Annotated in this window: 8 protein-coding genes; 4 read left to right on the forward strand and 4 right to left on the reverse strand. The window is 71.7% G+C overall.

Annotation, left to right across the window (positions count from 1 at the left end):
• The first annotated feature begins 67 nt into the window (after window positions 1–67).
• Window positions 68–2,506 (forward strand): beta-glucosidase, encoded by a 2,439-nt coding sequence (locus tag ACIBTM_RS41200; protein ID WP_395882562.1) that lies wholly within the window; start codon window positions 68–70, stop codon window positions 2,504–2,506.
• 70 nt (window positions 2,507–2,576) lie between these two features.
• On the opposite strand, the gene ACIBTM_RS41205 is transcribed toward ACIBTM_RS41200, so the two are convergent.
• The 4 genes from ACIBTM_RS41205 to ACIBTM_RS41220 form a co-directional block, all read right to left on the reverse strand.
• Entirely contained in the window at window positions 2,577–3,341 is a 765-nt protein-coding gene (locus ACIBTM_RS41205) for a thioesterase II family protein (protein WP_395882563.1), read from the reverse strand.
• A 112-nt stretch (window positions 3,342–3,453) separates the two neighbouring features.
• Window positions 3,454–4,689: a cytochrome P450 gene (locus ACIBTM_RS41210; RefSeq protein WP_395882564.1), complete on the reverse strand. Its 1,236-nt coding sequence runs from the start codon at window positions 4,687–4,689 to the stop codon at window positions 3,454–3,456.
• A 355-nt stretch (window positions 4,690–5,044) separates the two neighbouring features.
• Window positions 5,045–5,254 carry a DUF5988 family protein gene (locus tag ACIBTM_RS41215; RefSeq protein WP_395882565.1) on the reverse strand — a complete coding sequence of 70 codons (210 nt, stop codon included), beginning with the start codon at window positions 5,252–5,254 and terminating at the stop codon, window positions 5,045–5,047.
• A 41-nt stretch (window positions 5,255–5,295) separates the two neighbouring features.
• Window positions 5,296–6,090 carry a thioesterase II family protein gene (locus ACIBTM_RS41220; protein ID WP_395882566.1) on the reverse strand — a complete coding sequence of 265 codons (795 nt, stop codon included), beginning with the start codon at window positions 6,088–6,090 and terminating at the stop codon, window positions 5,296–5,298.
• A gap of 888 nt (window positions 6,091–6,978) precedes the next feature.
• Here ACIBTM_RS41220 and ACIBTM_RS41225 point away from each other — a divergent pair.
• From ACIBTM_RS41225 to ACIBTM_RS41235, 3 genes are all read left to right on the forward strand, one after another.
• Complete coding sequence (locus ACIBTM_RS41225) at window positions 6,979–9,891, forward strand: AAA family ATPase (protein WP_395882567.1); 2,913 nt, start codon at window positions 6,979–6,981, stop codon at window positions 9,889–9,891.
• An 801-nt stretch (window positions 9,892–10,692) separates the two neighbouring features.
• Complete coding sequence (locus ACIBTM_RS41230; protein WP_395882568.1) at window positions 10,693–17,256, forward strand: type I polyketide synthase; 6,564 nt, start codon at window positions 10,693–10,695, stop codon at window positions 17,254–17,256.
• Entirely contained in the window at window positions 17,249–23,098 is a 5,850-nt protein-coding gene (locus tag ACIBTM_RS41235; RefSeq protein WP_395882569.1) for an SDR family NAD(P)-dependent oxidoreductase, read from the forward strand. Before ACIBTM_RS41230 ends, ACIBTM_RS41235 begins: the two co-directional genes overlap by 8 nt.
• Window positions 23,099–23,114: the final 16 nt, after the last annotated feature.

The following is a 23,114-nucleotide window of genomic DNA, read 5'->3' on the forward strand; positions in this document are numbered from 1 at the left end:
TGTCCAGTTCGGTCGTGGGGGTTCCTGAGCCGGAGCGGGGGTTCGCCCAAGAAGTCTGGGGTCGTTGATGAATGCATTAGGCAGGTTTTTGCACGGCCGCGCCAAGCGGGTGGTGACGGTGGCCTGCGCCGCTGTGCTGCTGCCCGGCGCGGTCGCCTACGCGGTGACCGAAAGCGGATCCCCCGGTGGGCCGCAGTCCTCCTTCGGCCCGGAGCGCGCGAGGGCGCTGGTGGCGGAGATGACCCTGGACGAGAAGCTGTCGTTCGTCTCCGGGACGACGGACCCGAATTCGGTCGGGGAGGCCGGGTTCATGCCCGGCGTGCCGCGGCTGCAGATCCCGCCGCTGCGGATCACCGACGGGCCGGCGGGCGTCCGGATCGGCAAACCCGCCACCGCGCTGCCCGTTCCGGTGGCGCTGGCGTCCTCGTTCAACGACGGACTGGCCAAACAGTACGGTTCGGTGCTGGGCGCCGACGCCCGCGCGCTCGGCGCCGACGTGGTGCTCGGCCCGATGATGAACGCGATCCGGGTGCCGCTCGGCGGGCGCAATTTCGAGACCTTCAGCGAGGACCCGCTGGTCACCTCGCACATCGCGGCGGCGGAGGTCTCCGGCATCCAGTCGCGCGGCGCGATGGCCTCGGTCAAGCACTTCGCGGGCAACAATCAGGAGCAGGACCGCTACAGCGTCGACGCCAGGATCGACGACCAGGCCCTGCACGAGATCGAGCTGAAACCGTTCAAGGCGGCCGTCGACGCGGGCGCGGCCTCGGTGCTGTGCTCCTACAACAAGGTCAACGGCGAACAGGCCTGCGGGAGTTCGTCGCTGCTGACCGACATCCTGCGCCAGCAGCTGGGCTTCCAGGGCTGGGTGATGTCGGACTGGTACGCCACGCAGTCCACCGATTCCCTCGTCAAGGGACTCGACCAGGAGATGCCGGACAGCAAGTTCCTCGGCCGGGCGCTGAAGTCGGCGCTGGACAGCGGCACGATCCCGATGTCCGCTTTGGACACCGCGGTGACCCGGATCGTGACCCAGATGGGCCGCTTCGGGCTGCTCGACTCCCCGCCGCCGGCCCGGCCGGCCCAGGACCCGGCCGCCGGCGCGAGGGTGGCTCAGCAGGTCGCCGAACAGGGCGCGGTGCTGCTGCGCAACGAGGGCGGCACACTGCCGCTTTCCGGTGCGGCGGGCCAGAACCTGGCGTTGATCGGCCCCACCGCGAAGGTGCCGAAGGTCGGCGGCAAGGGCAGCTCGCTGGTGACCCCGGCGCACGCGTCGTCCCCGCTGGACACGATCACGGCACGGGCGGGCAAGGGCGCGCAGGTGTCCTACTCGCAAGGCATCAGCGAGGACTACGCGGCGCTCCCCGCCGCCCAGGTCTCGCCCCAGTTCCCCGCGGCCGCCGACGGCGCGATCACCGTGGCGCCGAAACAGGTGCACCAGGGGACCTTGGACGTGCCCGAGACCGGCGACTACCGGTTCACCGCCGACGTGACCGGTCCCGGCGTCGCGCTGCTGACCGTCGGCGGACGGGCGAAGGCGTTCATCCCCGGCACCCCGGCGACGCTGCGGGTGCACCTGGAGGCGGGCAAGGTCCCGGTCACGCTGGGGCAGCTGGACGGTTTCGCCAACGGCGACATCACCACCAAGCTGAAGTGGCTCACGCCGACCCAGGCCCACCAGAAGTTCGGCGAAGCCGTCGCCGCGGCGAAGAAGGCCAAGACCGCCGTCGTGTTCGCCTACGACGACGAGAGCGAGGGCATCGACCGCGAGTCGCTGTCGCTGCCCGATTACCAGAGCGAGCTGATCTCCGCGGTCGCCGACGCCAACCCGAACACCGTGGTGGTGCTGAACACCGGTTCGTCGGTCGCGATGCCGTGGCTCGGCAAGACCAAGGCAGTGCTGGACATGTGGTACCCCGGCGAGCAAGGCGCCGAGGCGACCACGCGGCTGCTGTACGGCGATGTCGCGCCCAGCGGCCGGCTGACCCAGACCTTCCCGATGTCGGTAGACCAGACTCCGGTCGGCGGCAAGCCAGAGGCGTACCCGGGCAAGGACGGCACGGTGCAGTACTCCGAGGGCATCCAGACCGGCTACCGGTGGTACGACAAGAACGGCGTGCGGCCGCTGTTCCCGTTCGGCTACGGGCTGACCTACACCAAGTTCGGCTACCGGGACCTGACGGCGGCCTGGCGCAACGGCGGGCTCGACGTCGAATTCACCTTGTGCAACACGGGTTCGGCGGCGGGGGAGGAAGTGCCGCAGGTGTATCTGGGCGCCAGCCCGGACGTCAAGGCGCCGCAGGCGACCAAGGCGCTCGCGGGATATCAGCGGGTCAAGCTGGCCGCGGGGGCGTCTACTCGGGTGAAGATGCATATCGACGGGGCCGAGCTGACTTACTGGGACACGTCGACGAAGAGCTGGCGGGTCGGGACGGGGGACCGGAGCGTTTTGGTGGGTCCGTCGGCCGCGGTGACGCCGTTGAGTCATTCGGTGCGGATCAGTTGACTGGAGGGGCCGGGTGAGCGGGAGTTCCCGTTCACCCGGCCCTGCTTCCGGTTCCGCCGTCGGGAAACCCCTACGCAGACCAAAGCGCAGAACTGGCGACCCGAGAGATCTCCTCGTTCACCGCCGCACCGTGTACGTTCAGGAAGAAGTGCCCGCCGGGGAAAGTCTTCATCTCGAAGCGCCCGGAAGTGTGCTCGCCCCAAGCCCGCACGTCCTCCACCGGGGCCTTCGGGTCCGCGGTTCCGCTCATCGCGTGGATCGGGCAGGGCAGCGGCTCTCCCGGCTCGTAGCGGTAGGTCTCGGCCGCCTTGAAGTCGTTGCGGATCGAGGGCAGCGACATGCGGAGGATCTCCTCGTTGCCCGAGACCGGGTCCTCGTCGCCGGACAGCTCGCGCACGATCTCGATCAGCCGGTCGTCGCTGCCGAGGTAGTTCTCCTCAGGGAAGTGCCGGGACGGGGCCCGCCGCCCGGTGACGACCAGCGCCAGCGGGGCACGGCCCTGTCCGGTGAGCACCCTGGCCACCTCGAAGGCCACCGTGGCGCCGAGGCTGTGTCCGAAAAGGACGACCGGTTTGTCCAGCCAGGGCAGGAGATTCTCCACGCACGCCGACACCAGGCCGGGCACGTTGTCGATGCCCGGCTCGGCACGCCGGTCCTGGCGGCCGGGGTACTGCACGGCCAGCACGTCCAGCTTCGGCGCGAGCGTCCGGGCGACCGGGAAGAAGTAGCTGGCCGAACCCCCGGCGTGCGGAAAACAGACGAGCCGGGTCGCCGCGTCTTCGGCGGGCTGGAACCGGCGGATCCACGGTTCTGTATCACTGATGCTTATGGGCACGCGAAATCGTCCTTCACAGGTCACAGCAAGCGGCCGTAGTCACCCCCCACTGTCCTCGAACCCGGTCCGCGTGGACACCCCTACTGTCCACGCCGAACCCCAGAACCGGCGCTCAGGCGCGGACGGGCAGTTCGGTGAGACCGCGGATGAGCAGGCTGGACTGCCAGTTCAGCGAGCCGGGCTCGACGGCGAGGGCGAGCGTGGGCACCCGGTCGGCGAGCACCCGGAAGGCGATCTCGCCCTCCATCCGGGCCAGCGCGGCACCGAGGCAGTAGTGGATGCCGTGCCCGAACGCGAGGCTCTTCCCCCGCGGGCGCTGCAGATCGATCTCGTCGGGCCGCTCGAACACCTCGGGGTCCCGGTTCGCCGACCCGATCGCCAGCAGCACGGTCGAGCCGGGCAGGACGGTGGTCGCGCCGATGGTCACCGGCTCGGTTGCGAACCGCACGGTCGCGGTGTTCACCGGACTGTCGATGCGCAGGAACTCTTCGACGGCGCCGGTCAGCAGCCCGGGTTCCCGCCGCAGCCGGTCCCACTGGGCGCGGTCCTTCAGCAGGGCGAGCACACCATTGCCGATCAGGTTCATCGTCGTCTCGTGCCCGGCCACGAGCAGCAGCGAGGCCATCCCGGTCGCTTCGGAGTCTGACAGCCGGTCGCCGTGCTCGTCCGCCGCGACGATCGCGGAGAGGATGTCTTCGCCGGGGCGGTCCCGTTTCTCCGCTACCAGCACGGAAAGGTACTCCGTCATCTCCGCCGACGCGGTCACGAACTCCGCGGGCGAAGCGGGCGACAGCACCGCGTGCGACCATTTCCGGAAGGCGGTCCGGCGGTCTTCCGGCACGCCGAGGATCTCGCAGATCACCTTCATCGGCAGCGGGAACGCGAGCGCGTCGATGAGGTCGACCGATCGTTCGCCGTCGGCGAGGCGCTTGGCCAGCGCGTCGACCAGTTCCTCTGCCAGCTCTTGGATCCGCGGGCGCAGCCCGGCGATGGCGCGGGTGGTGAACGCCTTGGTGACCAGCTTCCGCAGCCGGGTGTGCTTGGGCGGATCCGAGTTGAGCATGTGGTCGTGCACGTCGAAGTCGTCAAGCGTCACCGCCGCGACCCCGGCCCCCGCCGCGCGCAGATCGTCCAGCGCGGCCGTGATGTCCTTGGACAGCCGCCGGTCGGCGAGCCCGGCGCGCACGTCCTCGTACCGGGTGACCAGCCAGGCGGGCGGCCCGCCGGGCACCTGCACCTTGGTGACCGGACGCTGGGTGCGCAGCAGCGCGTACAGCGCATACGGGTCCTCCGTGAAGCGCGGGGTGAGCAGGACGGCGTCGCCGTCGGTGTCGAATTGCGCGTTCATCTCAGTCCGCCTCGCGGGTAAGCGTGATTGTCGCGCCATTCGGCGGGCGCTCGGGCTCTGCCGGAGCGTATCGCTTCGTGATCACCGGACAACCCCCTATGTCCGTTGCCCTGCCCCGTATCCGGTGCGGCCGGACGCGCGCCGACCGCCCCTGAACTCGGCAAGAACGCCACCCCTGAATGCGTGAGCGCCCATAGCACGGAATTGTCGCTCATCGCAAATGTTCGGTGCCCCTCGGACGACCAGCCCGGAGTGCCCCGCTGCCGGGCAGATCAGCCCGGCCCTCGGCAGCGCACGAGGGCGGAACGGGCAGTGCGGGGCGAAAGTCGTTTCCCCGCACTGCCGCTCAGTTTTCTTACTCGGCGATCTTGGTGCGTCCCGTCCAGTGGTAGACCGCGACGCGGGCCTCGTCGACCTGCTCGAACTCCCCGCGGTGCGAGAAGTGCTCGTATCCGCCGTCGACGCAGATCTTGACGTCCTCAGTGAGGTCGTCCACGTAATGCCCGTCGCCCAACGGGGTGAGCCGGGACGGGGAACCGACGAGGTTGATTCTGATTCGTGCCATGGTCATTCTCCCATTTGCTCGACAATCGTCAGTACAAGTCGTCACAGGGTCCGGGCGAGGGTGCCTCCGGTCGGCGTCAGCACGTCGACGATCGTCCGGACGACTTTCGGGGCCTGTGCGGAGAGATAGAAATGCCCGCCGGGATAGGTGGTCAGCGTGCAGGACGCGGTGGTGTGGTCGCGCCAGCTCTCGGCCTCTTCGACGGTCACCTTGGGGTCGTCCTCGCCGAGCAGGACGTGGATCGGGATCTCCAGCACCGTCCCGGGCGGGCAGCGGTAGGTTTCGGCGGCCCGGTAGTCGGCGCGCAGCACGGGAAGGACCATCCGGAGCAAGTCGTCGTCGCCGAAGACCTGCGCATTGGTGCCGCCGAGGGATTCGACCGCTTCGAGGAACCGGTTGTCGTCCGGTTCCTGGTGCACCCGCTCGTCCCGCGCCCGCGACGGCGCGACGCGGCCGGAGGCGAACAGCGCCCGCAATTCGGTGGCTCCGTTGGCTTCCAGCCGTCGGGCGACCTCGAAGCCGAGGGTTGCCCCCATGCTGTGGCCGAACAGCACCGTCGGCCGGTCCAGCCAGGGCAGCAAGGCCTCGGCCGCCTCGTCGGCCAGTTCCGTGATGCTCTCCAAGCACCGTTCCGACCGCCGGTCCTGGCGTCCCGGGTACTGGACCGCCAGCACGTCGGCCGCCGAGGACAACGCCTTCGCCATCGGGAAGAAATAGCTCGCGGACCCGCCCGCGTGCGGAAAGCAGACGATCCGGAACGGCGCCCCGTCCCAGGGTTGGTATCGCCGGATCCACCGGCTGCTGTCTTGTCCGTTGTCTTGTCCGGACACGGGCATCCCTTTCGTTGTCCGGGCTCTCGGCGAATGCGAGAAACCGCAGGTTCGAGGGTGCCGGAGGATCCGCGACGGCAACAACCCCTATTAAGTCCGCGCCGCCCCCAGCGGATCCGGCGGAAAAGCCCGCGCTTGTTTCACCTAATTGGCGGCTCCGTTCACCCGAGTGCAGCCGGCCCGGTGAACGGAGGAGGAGCGCGGGCGCGCGCGGACGGGCAATTCCGGCCGGTGCGAGGTGAAATGCGCGACGGAACGGCGTTCGGTCCCGTTGTCTGGGATGTCGGTATTCGGGCAAGTCACCGGCGGTGTGCGGCGGTCGCGACGGCGCACTCGCCGACGCGGCGGGGATTGCGAGCGCAGTGGGTGCTCGCTAAGATCAGCGATGACGGGAATAAACGTACAGGGACCCGACATTGTCGCTTATGTCCGAATGCGGGTGCCTGCTGCAATAGTCTCCGGATAGGTGAAGAAAAGACGGGCACGCATCTCTAGGGGGAATCATGGGGCAGGCCGGACGGATCCTTCGCCGGCGCGGGACCGGCAGTGGCCGGGGCTGCCGAGGGCTCGGCCGGTAGCTGCGGCGATGGCCTGGGGCACCGGGAGCGAGCGAGGGCCGCAGTGCGGTGGCCGGTCGGGTCGCGTGGTCGGTGTTCAGGGGCTGACCTCGTAGTTTACCAGTTGTGACGTCTTTGGTCGGGTCGGGGTTCGGCCGACAGGGCCGTCCTCGGGCGGGGCGGCCTGGCAAGACGGTGAAAAGAGTGCGGAACGAACTGGGGTAGGCAACGGTGCGCCCGGGAGGCGGCGCGGCTTCTCGGGAGCGAGGCGAGTCGCCTGGGGCGATATCGGCGGTTCTGTGGCGCGCTCGCGTGCTGCCCGGCGTTCCGCTGTCGAATGCTTGGGGGCAGGACGACAGTGCTGATCGAGCGCGGAAACGAAATAAAGTTCCTGGAGGAGCTGTTTTCCGAAACGGATTCCGGGAACGGGAGAATAGCTCTGGTCAATGGCGCAGTTGCCAGTGGGAAGACCGAACTGCTCCGTACGTTCGCCGAACAACGGGCGAGTGAGGGCGCGGTCGTGCTGACGATGACGGGAGACCGTGACCGGGAAACCCGCGCGTACGGCAGCCTGCAGCGGCTCGTCCGGGATCTGCCGGTGCCGCGGGCGAAAACCCTCGAGCTGACGCGGTTGATCGCGCGGTCCTCGAACGGTGTTCCGCCTTCTTCGTTCGACGTCGCGAACATCGTGCTCGAACTGACGTTGGAACTGGCGGAGAGAACGCCCCTGCTGATCACCGTCGACGACGCGCAGCACGTGGACGCGTCGTCGATGGACTGCCTGCTCCGCCTCGCCGAGCGCATGCGCTCGGCCCGGATCATGCTGCTGCTGGCGGAGTTGGCGCACGGCCGGTCGGCGCATCCGTCCTACCGCATCGAACTGGTCCGCCAATTGCACTTCCGGCGGGTGGGCCTCGCGCCGCTCTCGGCGGCGGGGGTGGCGAAGCTGCTGGCCCAGCATCTCGATCCAGACGCAGTGGAGCGGCTGGCCGCGGGGTGCTACACGATCACACGCGGAAACCCTCTTCTGGTGCGTGCGCTGATCGAAGACCAGCTCGACTGGCCGGAACCCGGCCAGGACGCGCGCCCGGTGGTCGGCGACGCGTTCCGGCACGCGGTGCTGACGTGCTTGCGGCGCAGCGGATCCGACGTCCTGGCGCTCGCCCGCGTGGTGTCGGTGCTCGGCCCGGACAGCACGGTGGAACGGCTCAGCGGGCTCGTGCACCGCAGACCCGCGGACGTCGCGCGCGCGTTGCGGGCCTTGCGCACGGTCGGTTTTCTGAACGGCAACGATTTCCGCGACCGGTCCTTCCGCGAGGCTGTGATCGACTGCATGGAGCCAGAGGACCTGGCGAAGCTGCACGTGACGGCGGCGCGGGCGCTGCACGCGGACAAGGCGGGCGCGGGCCGGGTCGCCCACCATCTCCTCGCGGCCGGCGGCGAACCGGACGCGTGGGCGGTGGAGCAGCTGCACAGCGCGGCCAAGGAAGCGCTGCGCGCGGACGACGCCGGACGGGCCGCCGAATACCTGGAGCACGCGCTGACCGGGCAGCCGGACGGACCGCAAGCCGCCGCTCTGCGCGTACTGCTGCTCCGCGCCGAGATGCGCGGGGGTTCCGTCGCCGACCGGCACCTGACCCGCCTATGCGAGCACGAGCGCGCCGGCGACCTCGATCCGGAACAGAAAGTCTTCCTGGTGCAGCGCCTGCTGTGGGCGGGCCGACAGCCGGACGCTGAACCCGTCCTCGACCGGCTCGGCCGCGAGTACGCCAGCCGCCGGTTGCTGAACAGCACGGTGGCCGACGTCGGCCATTGGCTGCGGCACGCGTATCCCGCGCTGGCCCCGCGCTGGGCGGAAGCGACCGGCGCGGCGGCTCGCGAGGACGCGGAGCCGGCGCGGTGGGCGGCGTCCGCGTCGGAAGCGCTGATCACGGTACTGGGCGGCACGGACGAGCACGGCGCGGTCTCGACGGCGGAAAGCCTCCTCGAGGCGACGCCGCTCGACGACCTGACGGTCGGCCCGATGTCGTCGGCGTTGCACACGCTGATCTACGCCGACCGCCTGGAGAACGCGACGAACTGGTGCGACGCGCTGCTCGAAGAGGCGAAGGCCAGAGGAGTGGCGTGGTGGCAGGCGGTGTTTTCGGCCTGCCGCGCGGACATCGCGCTGCGGTACGGGGAACTGTCGAAGGCGTCCGGCTACGCGCGCGACGCGATCGAGGCCGTCGGAGCCGAACGGTGGGGCGTCGCGATCGGGATGCCGTTGGCGGTGCTGATCAGCGTCGCCACGGTGATCGGCGACCACGAGGCGGTCCGCGAACACCTGCGGCAGCCGGTGCCGGAGGAGATGTACCGCTCCGGCTACTGCCTGCCGTACCTGCGGGCCCGCGGCCGGTACTGCCTGGCGACCGGCCGCGTCGAGGCCGCGCTCGCCGATTTCGAGCGGTGCCGGGAGCTGATGACGGCGTGGGGGTTCGAAGCGCCCACGCTCGCGCCGTGGCGGACCGACAGCGCGAAGGCGCACCTGCGGCTCGGCAACGCCGACCGGGCACGGGAACTGGCGAACCGGCAGCTGGCGCATCCCCGGTTCCGTACGCCGCGGGTGCGCGGCGCCGCGCTCCGGATGCTCGCCGCGACCGAGGACGTGAACTCGCGGCTGGCCATGCTGAAGGAAACCGTCGAGGTCCTGTACGCCAGCGGTGATCGGCTGGAGCTGGCGCAGGCGCTGTTCGACCTGAGCCGGACGCACCAGGCGATGAAGCAGTTCGCCAAGGCGCGGATGGTGCTGCTGCGCGCGCGGCGGTTGGGCCAGGCGTGCCGGCTGGAGATGACGCCGCCGCGGGGGAGCGAGGAGCCCAGGCCGGAGTCGGGTGCCGAATGGGCAGCGCCGGACCAAGCGGCCGCGGCGACTCCGGCGGCTGATGCTTCCGATTCCTCCGGTGTCGCGGCCGCGGCTGTGCAGAACGACCAGATCCTGCGGATCCTGACGTCGTCGGAGTACCGGGTGGCGACGCTGGCTTCGTTCGGGTACACCAACCTGGAGATTTCGACAAAGCTGCACGTCACGCCGAGCACGGTGGAGCAGCATCTGACCAGAGTGTTCCGGAAGCTGAAGGTGAGTAAGCGGACGGACTTGCCGGTGGAGCTCCAACTGGAGGCGGCACAGGCCGGCGGGATGCGGACGGCGGGGAAGCCGAGGGTGTCCGGGCGGGGGCCGCGGTCGGACCGCTCTGAACGGACCGCCGAGTAGATTTCGGATCGATGGCCACTCTGGCACCGCTTCGTCGGCGAGTTCGAATTGGACTACGCCACGCTGTTCATCGAGGACGACGCGGTGGATCGGACCGCGACCGCATCCGGCGAGCAGCCGAAGCCGCCAGGTCACGCCAGATCGCGGACGGCGCCGTGAGGAGGCAGCTGCCCGGATCGCCGCCCCGGGACGTCGCTACCCGGACGACTCCGCATACCAGCAGTTCGCCGACGCCATCCTGGCCGCGACGTCGGCTCAAGCGGAAACTTTGTTCCGCAACGATTCCGGAGCACGCGAAAAGAATGACACGCCAGGACTCCGGAACCCGTCAGCCCGCTGAACGGACCGCCGGCGGGAGAACCCCGGCATAAATACCGTCCCCAAGACGAACCGTCCCGTAGTTCCCCTGGTCGGCGTCCTGAATGCCGGGCTACCCCCTAAGCGCGGGAGCAGGGCGCGATCGCGGCATAGGGGGTTGTCCGGCGTCGCGGGCGATCGCTAGTTTCGCTGGACCATTTCCGAGTCAGGAAAACGGAAACTCGACGAAATCCCGGTTGTCGGGACGCCGTCGGCGCGGACCGTTTTCCGGCACGAGTCCGCGCGGGTATCGCCGAAACGGAATTCGTTCAGGCGGGACGGAAAGTGAGTGTTTGGCAATGGGAACAGCGAGCCGCTCCGGGCAGTCTTCGCCGTCGGACGCCACCAGCCCGCAATCGGCGTCGGTCGAAGGGGTCGACCGCATCGTGTCCGCCCCGGCGGCCGCCTGAGTCACCGACACTCGAAACGGAGACGGCTGGTTTCATGGCCTTCGACAGCGGCACTGCTTCCGCGTCCCTGGCGGTCGTCGGGCTCGCGTCCGGACCGGAGCCGGCGGCGGAGATCGCGCGCCGGGCACTGGAGAACTCGGCGATCGTCCCCGGGCCGGCGGACGTGGTCGGGGTCTTCGCCGCCGGGCACCCGCCGGTCGGCGCCGAACTCGGCCTGACCGGTCCGGCGGAGACAGCGGAAGACTCGGCGATCCGCCTGGCCGCGGACAGCCTCCGCTCCGGAGCGTCCACTCTCGCGCTCGCCGGATGGACCTCGCCGGACCGCACCGTCTACACAGTACTGAAAGGCGCCGCCCGCGCCGTCGCCGACGACGATCCGGTCCACTGCCTGCTCACCCCCGACGCTGTCGACGAGGATTTGTCCGAACTCGCGCAAGGCCTCAGCCCGGCCTCGGCGCTGCCGCCGCCAGACCGTCCCGCGACCCCTGAGAACAAGACGGCGGTGCCGATCCTCCTGTCGGCCGAAAGCCCGGAGGAACTGCGCGGCAAAGCCGGCACTTTGCTGGCACACCTGGAAATAGCCGAGCCCTTACCACTGCGGGACGTCGCGCACACTCTGGCGGTCGCCCGGCCGCACCTGGCCTGCCGCGCGGCCGTGGTCGCCGCCGACCGCGAGGAGGCGACCGCCGGGCTGGCGGAACTGGCGGACGGAACGGCAGCTCCGGTCCGAGCGGGGAACGGGCGCAAGGTCGCGTTGATGTTCCCCGGCGAGGGCGGCCAACGTCCAGGCATGGGACGAGAGCTGTACTCACGGCTTCCGGTGTTCGCGGAAGCACTGGACGAAGTCTGCGCGCACCTGGACGCCGTCTCGACCTGGTCGGTCCACGAACTCCTCCTCGGCGAAAGGGGAACCGGTGTCGACCCCGCCGACGAAGCCCTCTACAGCCAAGACGCCCTGTTCGCCCTGCAAGTCGCGCTGTTCCGTCAGTTCGAGCATTGGGGCGTACGCCCGGACTTCGTGGCCGGCCATTCCGTGGGCGAGCTGGCCGCGGCCACCGTCGCCGGGGTGTTCACCCTCCCGGACGTGTGTGCGGTGCTCGCCGAGCGGATCCGGTTGTTCCGCACGAAAACGACGGTCGGCGGCGCGATGGTGGCGATGCGTGTCACCGAGGCCGAGGCCCGCGAATCACTGGCCGGCCTGACCGGCAAGGCCGAGATCTCGGCGGTCAACGCGCCGCAGTCGGTGGTGCTCTCCGGCGACCGCGACGTCGTGCTGCGGATCGCCGAGGACTGGGCACGCCGCGGCCGCAAGGTCAAGCAGCTCGCGGTCGACCGCGCCTTCCATTCCCCGCACATGGCGCCGATGGCGGCCGACTTCGAAGAATTCATCCGCGGCTTGCCCGCCCGGCCGCCGCGCATCCCGATCATCCCGGTGCATCCCGGGCTCGGCACCGACTCCGACGTGGTGTGCCGTCCCGAGTACTGGGGCGCGCAAGTCCGCGGCACCGGCCATTTCCTCGACTGCGTAAGGGGCTTGGCTGCCGCCGGGGTCGACACCTATCTCGACATGAGCGCCAACGGCGTCCTCGCCGCGCTCGTCGAGGAAACGCTCCCCGAGGCCGCGCGCGGCGACGTCTTCGTGACGTCGGCGTTGCGCAGCGCCCGATCCGAACTCCACGCGGTGCTCGGCACGGCGGCCGGACTGCACGGGCACGGCGTGCCGCTCGCGTGGCCGAGCATCGTCGCGGGCCACCGGGTGCACCTGCCCGCCGAGACCGCCGAACCGGTCGAAACCCGGTCCCCGGCACGGGATCTGGCCCGGGTCATCCGGGCCGAGACCGAGGCGTTGACCGGCGCGGACTACCGGGCGGACCGGACCTTCCTGGAACTGGGCCTCGACTCCGTCGCGGCGGTGGAACTCGTCCGGGCGCTGCGCCGCCGGACCGGCCTCCCGATCGCCACGACCGCGCTGTTCGACCACCCGACTCCGGAGCGGCTCGCCGCGCACCTGGACGGCGCCGGACCCCAGACCGTGGTGGCCCGGCGCACGGCGTCGGACGAGCCGATCGCCATCGTGGGCATGAGCTGCCGGTTCTCGGGCGGCGTGCAGAATCCCGACGACCTGTGGCGGGTCGTCGCGGACGGCCGCTCGGTGATCGGGCCGATGCCCGAGGACCGCGGATGGGACGTCGAGACCCTCTACGACCCGGACCGGGTCCGTCCGGGCACCAGTTACGTGCGCGAGGGCGCGTTCCTGCACGACGCGGCCGAGTTCGACAACGCCTTCTTCGGCATCGGCGGGCACGAGGCGCTGGAGATGGATCCGCAGCAGCGGTTGCTGCTGGAACTGGCCTGGGAAGCGTTCGAGCAGGCCGGGATCGACGCGACCACGCTGCGGGGCTCCGACACCGGCGTCTACGCCGGTTTGGCGCACGACGACTACGGCGCCGGCGGCCTCGACACCCACGAGAACCTCGCGATCGGGACGGTCTGCAGCGTCGCGTCCGGGCGGATCTCGTTCGCCTTCGGCTTGCAGGGACCCAACCTCGCCATCGACACCGCATGTTCGTCGTCGCTCGTCGCCGTGCACCTGGCGGCGTCCGCGTTGCGCCGCGGCGAGTGTTCGCTCGCGCTGGCGGGCGGCGTGGCGGTGATGTCCTCACCGACGGTGTTCGTCGAGTTCAGCCGGCAAGGCGGGCTGGCGCCGGACGCGCGGGTGAAGCCGTTCGCCGAGGGCGCCGACGGCACCGCGTGGGGCGAGGGCGGCGGAATGTTCGTGCTGGAGCGGCTCTCCGACGCCCGCCGCCACGGCCACCCCGTCCTCGCGCTGGTCGCCGGGTCCGCGGTCAACTCCGACGGCGCCAGCAACGGCCTCACCGCCCCCAACGGCGCCGCCCAGCAACAACTTCTCGCCACCGCGCTCGCCGACGCCGGGCTCACGCCCGACGAGGTCGACGTCGTGGAGACGCACGGCACCGGCACCAAGCTCGGCGACCCGATCGAGGCTGGGGCGCTCGCCGCGGTCTACGGCGCGGACCGTCCGGCGGACCGGCCGCTGCTCCTCGGCTCGCTCAAATCGAACCTCGGTCACACCCAGGCCGCCGCCGGGGCCGCCGGAGTGCTCAAGATGGTGCTGGCGATGCGGCACGGCATCATCCCCGCCACGCTCAACGTCGATCGGCCCAGCTCCCATGTGGACTGGACCGGGGGCCTCCGCCTGGTCACCGAGGAGACCGAATGGCCGGACGGCGACCGCGTCCGGCGGGCGGGCGTCTCGTCGTTCGGCATCGGCGGCACCAACGCCCACGTGGTACTGGAACAACCTCCGGCAGAAGACGAAGCCCCAGCGCCCGACGAGGTTTCCCCCGCTCCACTGTGGACTTTGTCGGCCGGCTCGCGGGACGCCCTGCGTGCACAGGCCGCCCGCCTGCTCGCGCACTCCGCCGCAGAGACCGACGCCCGCGACCTCGGGTTTTCGCTCGCCACGACGAGGGCCGCACTCGCGCACCGCGCCGTCCTCACCGGCGACCGTCCACAGTTGACCCGCGCGCTGGCCGCGCTGGCGGCCGGCCGGACCGACCCCGCGCTCACCACCGGCGAAACCGTGGACGGCGGATTGGCTTGCCTGTTCACCGGACAGGGCAGCCAGCGCCTCGGAATGGGTCGCGCGCCGGCCGAGCGGTACCCGGTGTTCGCTCGCGCCTTCGACGAGGTGTGCGCCGAGTTTCCCTTGCCGTTGCGCGAAGTCATGTTCGGTGAGGACCAGGACCGTCTGGACCGCACCGAATTCACGCAGCCCGCGGTGTTCGCGTTCGAGGTCGCGGCGTTCCGGCTGCTGGAGCATTGGGGCATTCGCCCGGATCTGCTGCTCGGGCATTCGATCGGCGAGCTGGCCGCGGTGCACGTCGCCGGGATGCTGTCGCTGCCGGACGCGTGCCGGATGGTCGCCGCGCGCGGCTCGCTCATGCAGGCGTTGCCCGAAGGGGGCGCCGTGTGGGCGGTGGCCGCCGCCCCGGACGAACTCGGCGAGCTGCCGCCGGGAGTTTCGGTGGCCGCGGTCAACGGTCCGCGTTCGGTGCTGCTCTCCGGCGTCGCCGAGGCCGTCGCGACGGTGGCGGAACGGTTCCGCGAGCAGGGCCGCCGGACCAAACGCCTGCGTGCCTCGCACGCCTTCCACTCCGAGCTGATGACGCCGATGCTGGCCGAGTTCCGCGCGGTGGTGGCAGAACTGGACTTCCAGCCGTCGCGTGTTCCCTTGGTATCGGGCTTGACCGGCCGGATCGCCACCGACGCGGAACTTTCCACACCGGACTACTGGGTGGCGCACGCCCGCGAGGCCGTCCGGTTCTTCGACGGCGTGCGGACGCTCGCCGACGAGGGCGCCACCACGTTCCTGGAGATCGGCCCCGGCGCGACCCTGACCGAGCTGGCCGCGGACTGCCTGGACGACGCCGAGGACACGGCCGTGCTCCCTGCGATCCGGGACGACGACGTGCGCGCCGCGATCGCCGCCCTGCACGTTCGAGGGCACGGACCGGACTGGGCCGCCTGGTACGCCGGCAGCGGAGCGCGCCCGGTGCCCCTCCCGACTTACGCCTTCCAGCGCAGCCGGTTCTGGCTGCCCCCCGAAACCGCACCCGCCGCGGAAAGCAGCGAGGACACGGAGTTCTGGGACGCCGTCGCCGGCGGCGACCCGGAGCGGTTCGGCAAGCTCCTCGGCACCGACCTCGACGTCACCGAGCTGCTGCCCGTGCTGGCGCGCTGGCGACGCGGCCGCGACCAGGACGCCGAGGCGGACCGGCTGCGGTACCGGATCAGCTGGCAGCCGGTCGCCGACCGCGACGCCACCAAACGGAACTGGGCACTGCTGCACCCCGCCGGGCACTCTGTCCCCGAGCCGCTGGCCACCGCACTCGGCGGCACCGTGCGCGCCGTCGAGCCCGGTGCCTCCCGCACCGAGATCGCCGCGCTCCTGCGCGAATGCGGGCCGGTCGACGGCTTCGTGTCCTTGCTGGCGCTGGACGAACGGCCGCACCCGGACGCTCCCGGCGTCCCCGTCGGGCTCGCCCTGACCACCGCCCTCGTCCAGGCCGCGGCGGACCTCGACCTCGAGGTCCCGCTGTGGTGCGCGACCCAGTCCGCCGTCTCGACCGGCCCCGCCGACCGACTCGACGCGCCCGGTCAGGCGATGGCCTGGGGGCTCGGCCGGGTCGCGGCACTGGAACATCCGCGCTGGTGGGGCGGGCTGGCCGACCTGCCGCAGACGGTGGACCGGGCGGCGGCCGAACGGCTGGCCGGGGTGCTGGCCGGGGACGAGAACCAGATCGCGGTCCGCGCGTCCGGGGTGTTCGCGCGGCGTCTGCTGCGCGCTCCGGCGGCGAACGGGGCCGGCGGCTGGCCGCGCCGCGGCACCACCCTGGTCACCGGCGCGTTCGGCGCGCTGGGCCGTCGGCTCGCCCGGTGGCTGGCCGCCGAAGGCGTCGAGCGGCTGCTGCTGACCGGACGCCACGCCGACGCCCCCGGGTTCGTCGCCGAACTGACCGCGCTCGGCGCGGAGGTCGAGGCGGTCGCGTGCGACGTCGCCGATCGGCAGGCGGTGGCGAACCTGCTGGCCGCGATCCCCGCCGACCGGCCGCTGACCGCCGTCGCGCACGCGGCCGGGGTGCTGGACGACGGCGTCATCGGCGCGCTGGACCCGCAGCGCCTCTCGCGGGTGCTGCGCGGCAAGGCCGACGGCGCTCGCCACCTCCACGACCTCACCAGCGGACTGGAAGCGTTCGTGCTGTTCTCCTCCGCGACCGGAGCCGTCGGCAACGCCGGACAGGCCAACTACGCGGCGGCCAACACCTACCTCGACGCGCTCGCGGACCAGCGGCGTGCGGACGGGCTGCCCGCGACCTCGCTGGCCTGGGGGCCATGGGGCGACGGCGGCATGGCGGTGGACGGCGCGGACGCGACGGTGGTCGGGGATCGGTTGCGCCGCAACGGCATGACCGTGCTCGCTCCCGACGTCGCCCTCGCCGCGATGGCGAAAGCGGTCGCCAACGACGAGTCCGGTCTCGTGCTCGTCGACGTCGACTGGGACCGGTTCCTCCAGGCGTTCGCCGGCACCCGGCCCAGCCCGCTGTTCCGAGAGCTGCCGGAAGCCCGCCAGAGCCAGGCCGCCGCACCGGCGGCCGAACCGGCCACGCTGCGGCTGACGGGCCTGTCGACGGCGCAGCGCCGCCGCGAACTGCGCGACCTGGTCTGCGAGCTCGCCGCGTCGATCCTCGGGCACGCCTCGGCCGCGCAGGTCCAGCCGAACCGGCCCTTCCACGAGCAGGGGCTCAGCTCGCTCGGCGTGGTCGAACTGCGCAATCAACTCGGCGCGCGGACCGGGCTGCGCGTGCCCGCCAGCGCCCTGTTCGACCATCCGACCCCGGTCGCGCTGGCCGGGTACCTGGAAGCCGAACTAGCGGACGCCCCGGCCGAAACGCCGACAGCGTCCGAAGAACCGACCGCGGCGGTCGAAGAAGGTTCCGAAGTGTCCGAAGCGGACGTGCTCGGCCGGGCCGAACGGGAAGTCTTGCTGGCGCTGGAGGATCTCATCGATGACTGACAACGGCGAGTTGCTGGCCACGCTGGACCGGGTGACCTCCGCGCTGCGGGCCACCAGGGAGCGGCTGCGCGCGACGCAGGCGCGGGCGCGGGAGCCGATCGCGATCGTCGGAACCGGCTGCCGGTTCCCCGGCGGGGTGACCGACCCCGACGCGCTGTGGCGGCTGCTCGAAGACGGCAAGGACGCGGTGACGGCGTTCCCCGCCGACCGCGGCTGGCCCGCCGACCTCTCCGGCGCGGGCGGCTTCCTCTCCGACCCCGCATGGTTCGACGCCGCGTTCTTCGGCATCGGCCCGCGCGAAGCCGAGTCGATGGACCCGCAGCAGCGGTTGCTGCTGGAGGTCTCCTGGGAGGCGCTGGAACGGGCCGGCATCGACCCGGCTGGCCTGCGCGGCTCCCGCACCGGCGTGTTCACCGGCACCAGCGAGCAGGACTACCGGCAGCTGTTGCTGCCTCGCCTGGACGAGCACGCCGACCATCTGGCGACGGGCACCTCGGCCGCCGTGGTGTCCGGGCGGGTCGCCTACCTGCTCGGGCTGGAAGGGCCGTCGGTCTCGGTCGACACCGCGTGCTCGTCCTCGCTGGTCGCCCTGCACCTGGCAGTGCGCGCGCTGCGCGGGGGAGAATGCGACCTCGCGCTGGCCGGTGGCGCGCTGGTGATGTCCACCCCCGGCATCTACCGCGCGTTCGAACAGCAGGGCGCGCTCGCCTCTGACGGGCGCTGCAAGGCCTTCGGCGACGGCGCGGACGGCGTCGGCTGGGGCGAAGGCGCCGGCGTCGTCGTGCTGGAACGCCTGTCCGACGCCCTCGAACAGGACCATCCCGTGCTGGCCGTGGTCCGCGGCACCGCGATCAACTCCGACGGTGCCTCCAACGGCCTGACCGCGCCCAACGGACTGGCCCAGCAACGCGTCATCCGCGCTGCCCTCGCCGACGCCGGGCTGCGCCCCGAGGACATCGACGCGGTCGAGGCGCACGGCACCGGCACCCGGCTCGGCGACCCCATCGAGGTCGCCGCCCTGCAAGCGGTCTTCGACGGGGACCGGGCCGCGCCGCTCGCCCTCGGCTCGGTCAAGTCCAACCTCGGGCACAGCCAGGCCGCCGCCGGGGTCGCCGGACTGCTGAAAATGGTGCTCGCCCTGCAGCACCGCACCCTGCCCCGCACCCTGCACGCGGACACCCGTTCGTCCCAAGTGGGCTGGACCGGCGCGGTCGAGGTGCTCACCGAGAACCGCCCGTGGCCTGCCGAGGAAGGGCGGCCGCGCCGGGCCGGCGTGTCCGCGTTCGGCATCAGCGGCACCAACGCGCACGCGGTCGTCGAAGAGGCACCGGAGCGCCCCGCCGCCGCGCCGGCCGGGAAGGACCAGCTGCCCTGGGTGCTGTCCGCGCGCAGCGAATCCGCTTTGCTGGCCAAAGCCGGACAGCTGCTGTCCCATGTGGACGGACGTGATCCGGTGGCGCTGGCACACGCGTTGATCGCTTCGCGCAGCACCTTCGAACACCGCGCTGTCGTGCTGGACGAAGACCCGCGGATGGCGCTGGACGTGCTGGCCTACGACTCGATCACCCCCGGCCTGGTGCGCGGGACCGCCGATCTGACCGGCAAGGTCGTGTTCGTCTTCCCCGGACAGGGCGGCCAGTGGGCGGGCATGGCCGCGGACCTGCTCGACAGCTCCCCGCTGTTCCGCGAGCACCTCGAACGGTGCGCCCGCGCGCTGGCCCCGCACACCGACTGGGACCTCCTCGCCGTCCTGCGGCAGGCCCCGGACGCGCCGTCGTTGGAGCGCGTCGATGTCGTGCAGCCCGCGTTGTTCGCGGTGATGGTGTCGCTCGCCGCCGTCTGGCGTGCTTCGAATATCGAACCGGACGCGGTGATCGGCCACAGCCAGGGCGAGGTCGCCGCCGCGCACGTCGCGGGAGTGCTGAGCCTGGAAGACGCCGCGCTCGTGGTCTGCCGCCGCGCGAAGGCGTTGACCGCCCTGTCCGGCCTCGGCGGCATGGTCTCGGTCGAACTGTCCGCCGAGCTGCTGCAGCCCCGTCTGGAGGAGCGGCTGGTGCTCGCCGCGATCAACGGGCCGGACTCGGTGGTCGTCGCCGGGGCTCCCGAAGCGCTCGACGCGCTGGTGACCGAGATGGCCGAGTCCGGGATCAAGGCCCGCCGCCTGGAGGTCGACTACGCCTCGCACTCTCCGGCGGTGGAGCTGGTCCGCGAACGGCTGCTCGCCCAACTGGCCCCGGTCACGCCCCGGGCCGCGGAAATCCCGTTCCACTCCACGGTGACCGCTTCCGTGCTGACCGGCACCGAACTCGACGCCGGGTACTGGTACCGGAACCTGCGCCAGCCGGTGCGGTTCGCGGAAACGCTGGCGGGCCTGCCGACGCCGGAGTTCGCCTTCTTCGTCGAGGTCGGCCCGCATCCGGTGCTCGCGCCCGCAATGGCCGCGACGGTCGGGGAAGACGCCGTCGTCACCGGCACCCTGCGCCGCGACGAAAGCGGCCGGGGAGCGTTCTTCGGCGCGCTGGCCGAGGTCTACGTCCGCGGATTGAGTCCGAAGTGGACGGAACTGGGCGAGCCGGGCAGTCCCGGGTTCGCCGCGCTGCCGACCTACCCGTTCGAACGCAAGCGGTTCTGGTTGGCGCAGAAGGAAGTCCGCCGCAGCACGCATCCGGTGCTCGACCCGCCGGTCGAGCTGGCGGGCACCGGCGAACTCGTGCTCGCGGGCCGGCTGTCGACGGCGGAGACGCCGTGGCTGGCCGATCACCGCGTGCTGGACGCGGTGGTGCTGCCCGGTACCGCTTGGCTCGAACTCGCCTTGCAGGCCGCTGCCGCTGCCCGGTGCCCGGCGGTCAAGGAACTCACCCTGGAACGTCCGCTGATCCTGCCGAACGACGCGACGGTGGCGGTCCAGCTGCGGGTCGGAGCCCCGGATGCGGACGGGCAACGCGGCCTGGAGCTGCACGCGAGGGTTGACGGCTCGGCGTGGGTCCGGCACGGCGAAGGAATTCTCGGCCCGCAGCAGGCGGAACCCGAGCCGCTCGGCGCGTGGCCGCCGGAAGGTGCGGAATCGGTCGCGCACGACGGGCACTACGCCGGCCTGGTCGAGCGAGGACTGCGTTACGGCCCGGCCTTCCAGGGCTTGCGCGAGGTGTGGCGACGCGGTGACGAGGTCTTCGCCGAGATCAGCTGCCCGGTCGACACCAAGGGTTTCACCGTGCACCCGGCGCTGCTCGACTCCGCCTTGCACGCCCTCGGCTTCGCGGCCGGCGTCCCCGCCGTCGACGGCCCGATGTTGCCGTTCTGCTGGACCGACGTGACCGCGCATTCCACGCGCCCGGCGGCGTTGCGAGTTCGCCTGCGCGGCGAGCTGAGCGGCTCGGTGCGGCTGGACGTCGCCGACGACCGCGGCACTCCGGTGCTGTCGGTGGCCTCCCTGGCACTGCGGCCTGCCGCGGCCCGCGACGGCGTGCCCAGGGACGCGCTGTTCCGGGAGAAATGGGTCGAGGTTCCCGCCACCGGCAGCGCCGCGGGCACTGTCGTGGCTGTCGACACGGACAGCGCACAGTTCCCCGCGTACGCGGACCTGAACGCGCTGGCCGCCGCTGTCGTGGCGGGAGAACCGGTGCCGAACGCGGTACTCGTCAACGCTTCCGAGGGCTCGGTGCGGGATTCCGCGCACCGAGCGCTGGCGCTGGTGCAGTGGTGGCTCGCCCATCCGGCGTTCGCCGCGTCGAAGCTGGTGTTCCGCACGACGGGCGCGGTCGCGGCCAGGGGCGGCGACGAGCTGCGCGACCTGGCCGGCGCGGGCGTGAGCGGCCTGGTGCGCTCCGCCCAGACCGAGGAACCCGGCCGGTTCGTCCTGCTCGACGCCGACGAGGTCACGCCCCTGACTGTGGCTGCCGCGCTCGGCACCGGCGAACCCGAACTCGCCCTGCGCGGGGGAGTGCTGCTGGCACGCCGCCTGGTGCGGGCGTTCGCCCCGACGCCCACACGGTTCGCCGGCGCGGACGACGTCGTGCTGATCACCGGCGGCACCGGCACCCTCGGCGGACTCCTCGCCCGCCACCTGGCGACCGCCCACGGTTTGCGGCGGCTGGTGTTGCTCAGCCGCCGCGGCTCCGCACCGGAACTGGTCGCCGAACTCGCCGGGCTCGGTGCGACGGCCGTCGTGGAGTCCTGCGACGTCACCGACCCGGCCCAGCTGTCCCGCGTGCTCGCCGAACACCAGCCGACCATCGTCGTGCACGCGGCGGGCGCGCTCGCCGACGGCGTCGTGGCGGCCCAGACCCCGGAGCAGCTGGACGCGGTGCTGCGGCCGAAAGCGGAGGCCGCGCTGCACCTGCACGAACTCACGAAAGACAAGCCGCTCAAGGCGTTCGTGCTGTTCTCCTCGGCCGCGGCCGTCGCGGGCAGTGGCGGCCAGTCGAACTACGCCGCCGCGAACGCGGTCCTCGACGGGCTCGCCCGTCGGCGGCACGTACTCGGCCTGCCCGCGCTTTCGCTGGCGTGGGGGCGATGGGCCGAGCGCAGCGATCTGACCCGGCACCTCGCCGTCGGCCCCGACGAACTGGCCACCGAGGAAGCGCTCGCGCTGTTCGACGTCGCGGTGTCGCTGCGCGATCCCGTGCTGGTGCCCGCCCGGTTCGACCCGGAGGGCGCCGAGGATCGGCCCCTGCTGCGGGAACTGGCCGACCGGCCGGACACCGAGGACGGCGACCTGCGGCAATGGCTGGACGGCCTCGCCGGCCAGGAACGGGAACAAGCGCTGCTCGACTTCGTCCTTACCACCGTCGCGGGCGCGCTCGGGCACGAGGACGCCGCGGAACTGCGCCCCACCGCAGGGTTCCTGGAGATCGGCGTCGACTCGCTGGCCGCGGTCCGGATCCGCAACCAGCTCGCCGGGGCGCTGCGGCTGCGGCTGCGCGCGACGGTGACCTTCGACCACCCCAGCCCCGTGGTGCTGGCCCGGCACCTGGCCGAACTGCTGACCACCGGTGCGGAGGAGGCGATCGACGAGGAAGGCGCGCGGATGCGCGAATCGGTGCTGATCGCCCGAGACTCCGAATGGCAGGCGACCCGCACCTTCGCCGACTCCGTCGCCGATTTGGCCGAGCGGCCCGTCCCGGTCCGGCTGGCCGGCGGCGACGCGCGCACCGCGCTGGTCTGCGTCCCCGGCATCGTCGGTATGTCCGACCCGGTGCAGTTCGCGCGGCTGGCCAGGTCCTTCAAGGGCGAGCGGGACGTCTGGGCGGTGCGGCACCCGGGGTACCGCCGCGCCGAGGCACTGCCCCGGACCCGGGAAGTGCTGGTAGACCTGCACGCGGAGGCCCTGCGCGCCGAACTCGGCGACCAGCCGTTCGTGCTGACCGGACTGTCCGCGGGCGGACTGGTCGCGCACCAGATCGCGCGCCGCCTGCACGAACTGGGCACCCCGCCCGCCGGGGTGGTGGTGCTCGACAGCTACGTGCCCAGCGAGCATCAGCGGCTGGTCCGGCTGCTGCCGGGGCTCGGCGAGGAAGCACAGGCCCGGATGGACAACCCGGACCTCGCGGTTCCCGGCGACGACGGCTGGATCACCGCGATGCTGCACTACCAGGACTTCGACTGGGCCCCGGCCGAACTGCCGATCCCGGTGCTGTTCGTCCGCGCCGCCAAGCCGCTGGAGGGCTGGCCGTCGGACTGGGCGCCGGTCTGGCCGTTCCCGCACACGCTCGCCACCGCCCCCGGCAACCACTTCACCATCCTCGAGGAGCACGCGGCGGACACCGCGGCGCTGATCGGGGCATGGCTGCGCGACGCCCTCTCACCCGCGGGCGACGAGCAATCCGACCGGACGACCACCTGAGGGGATCCACCGTGCC

The sequence above is a fragment of the Amycolatopsis sp. NPDC049868 genome (genome assembly GCF_044461365.1).
Classification (GTDB): Bacteria; Actinomycetota; Actinomycetes; order Mycobacteriales; family Pseudonocardiaceae; genus Amycolatopsis.

Bases quoted from the DNA above. Each gene is read 5' to 3' on its own strand.
- ACIBTM_RS41230 (WP_395882568.1), top strand. From the start codon at position 10,693: ATGGCCTTCGACAGCGGCACTGCTTCCGCGTCCCTGGCGGTCGTCGGG.
- ACIBTM_RS41200 (WP_395882562.1), top strand. From the start codon at position 68: ATGAATGCATTAGGCAGGTTTTTGCACGGCCGCGCCAAGCGGGTGGTG.
- ACIBTM_RS41215 (WP_395882565.1), bottom strand. From the start codon at position 5,254: ATGGCACGAATCAGAATCAACCTCGTCGGTTCCCCGTCCCGGCTCACC.
- ACIBTM_RS41210 (WP_395882564.1), bottom strand. From the start codon at position 4,689: ATGAACGCGCAATTCGACACCGACGGCGACGCCGTCCTGCTCACCCCG.
- ACIBTM_RS41220 (WP_395882566.1), bottom strand. From the start codon at position 6,090: ATGCCCGTGTCCGGACAAGACAACGGACAAGACAGCAGCCGGTGGATC.
- ACIBTM_RS41225 (WP_395882567.1), top strand. From the start codon at position 6,979: ATGCTTGGGGGCAGGACGACAGTGCTGATCGAGCGCGGAAACGAAATA.
- ACIBTM_RS41235 (WP_395882569.1), top strand. From the start codon at position 17,249: ATGACTGACAACGGCGAGTTGCTGGCCACGCTGGACCGGGTGACCTCC.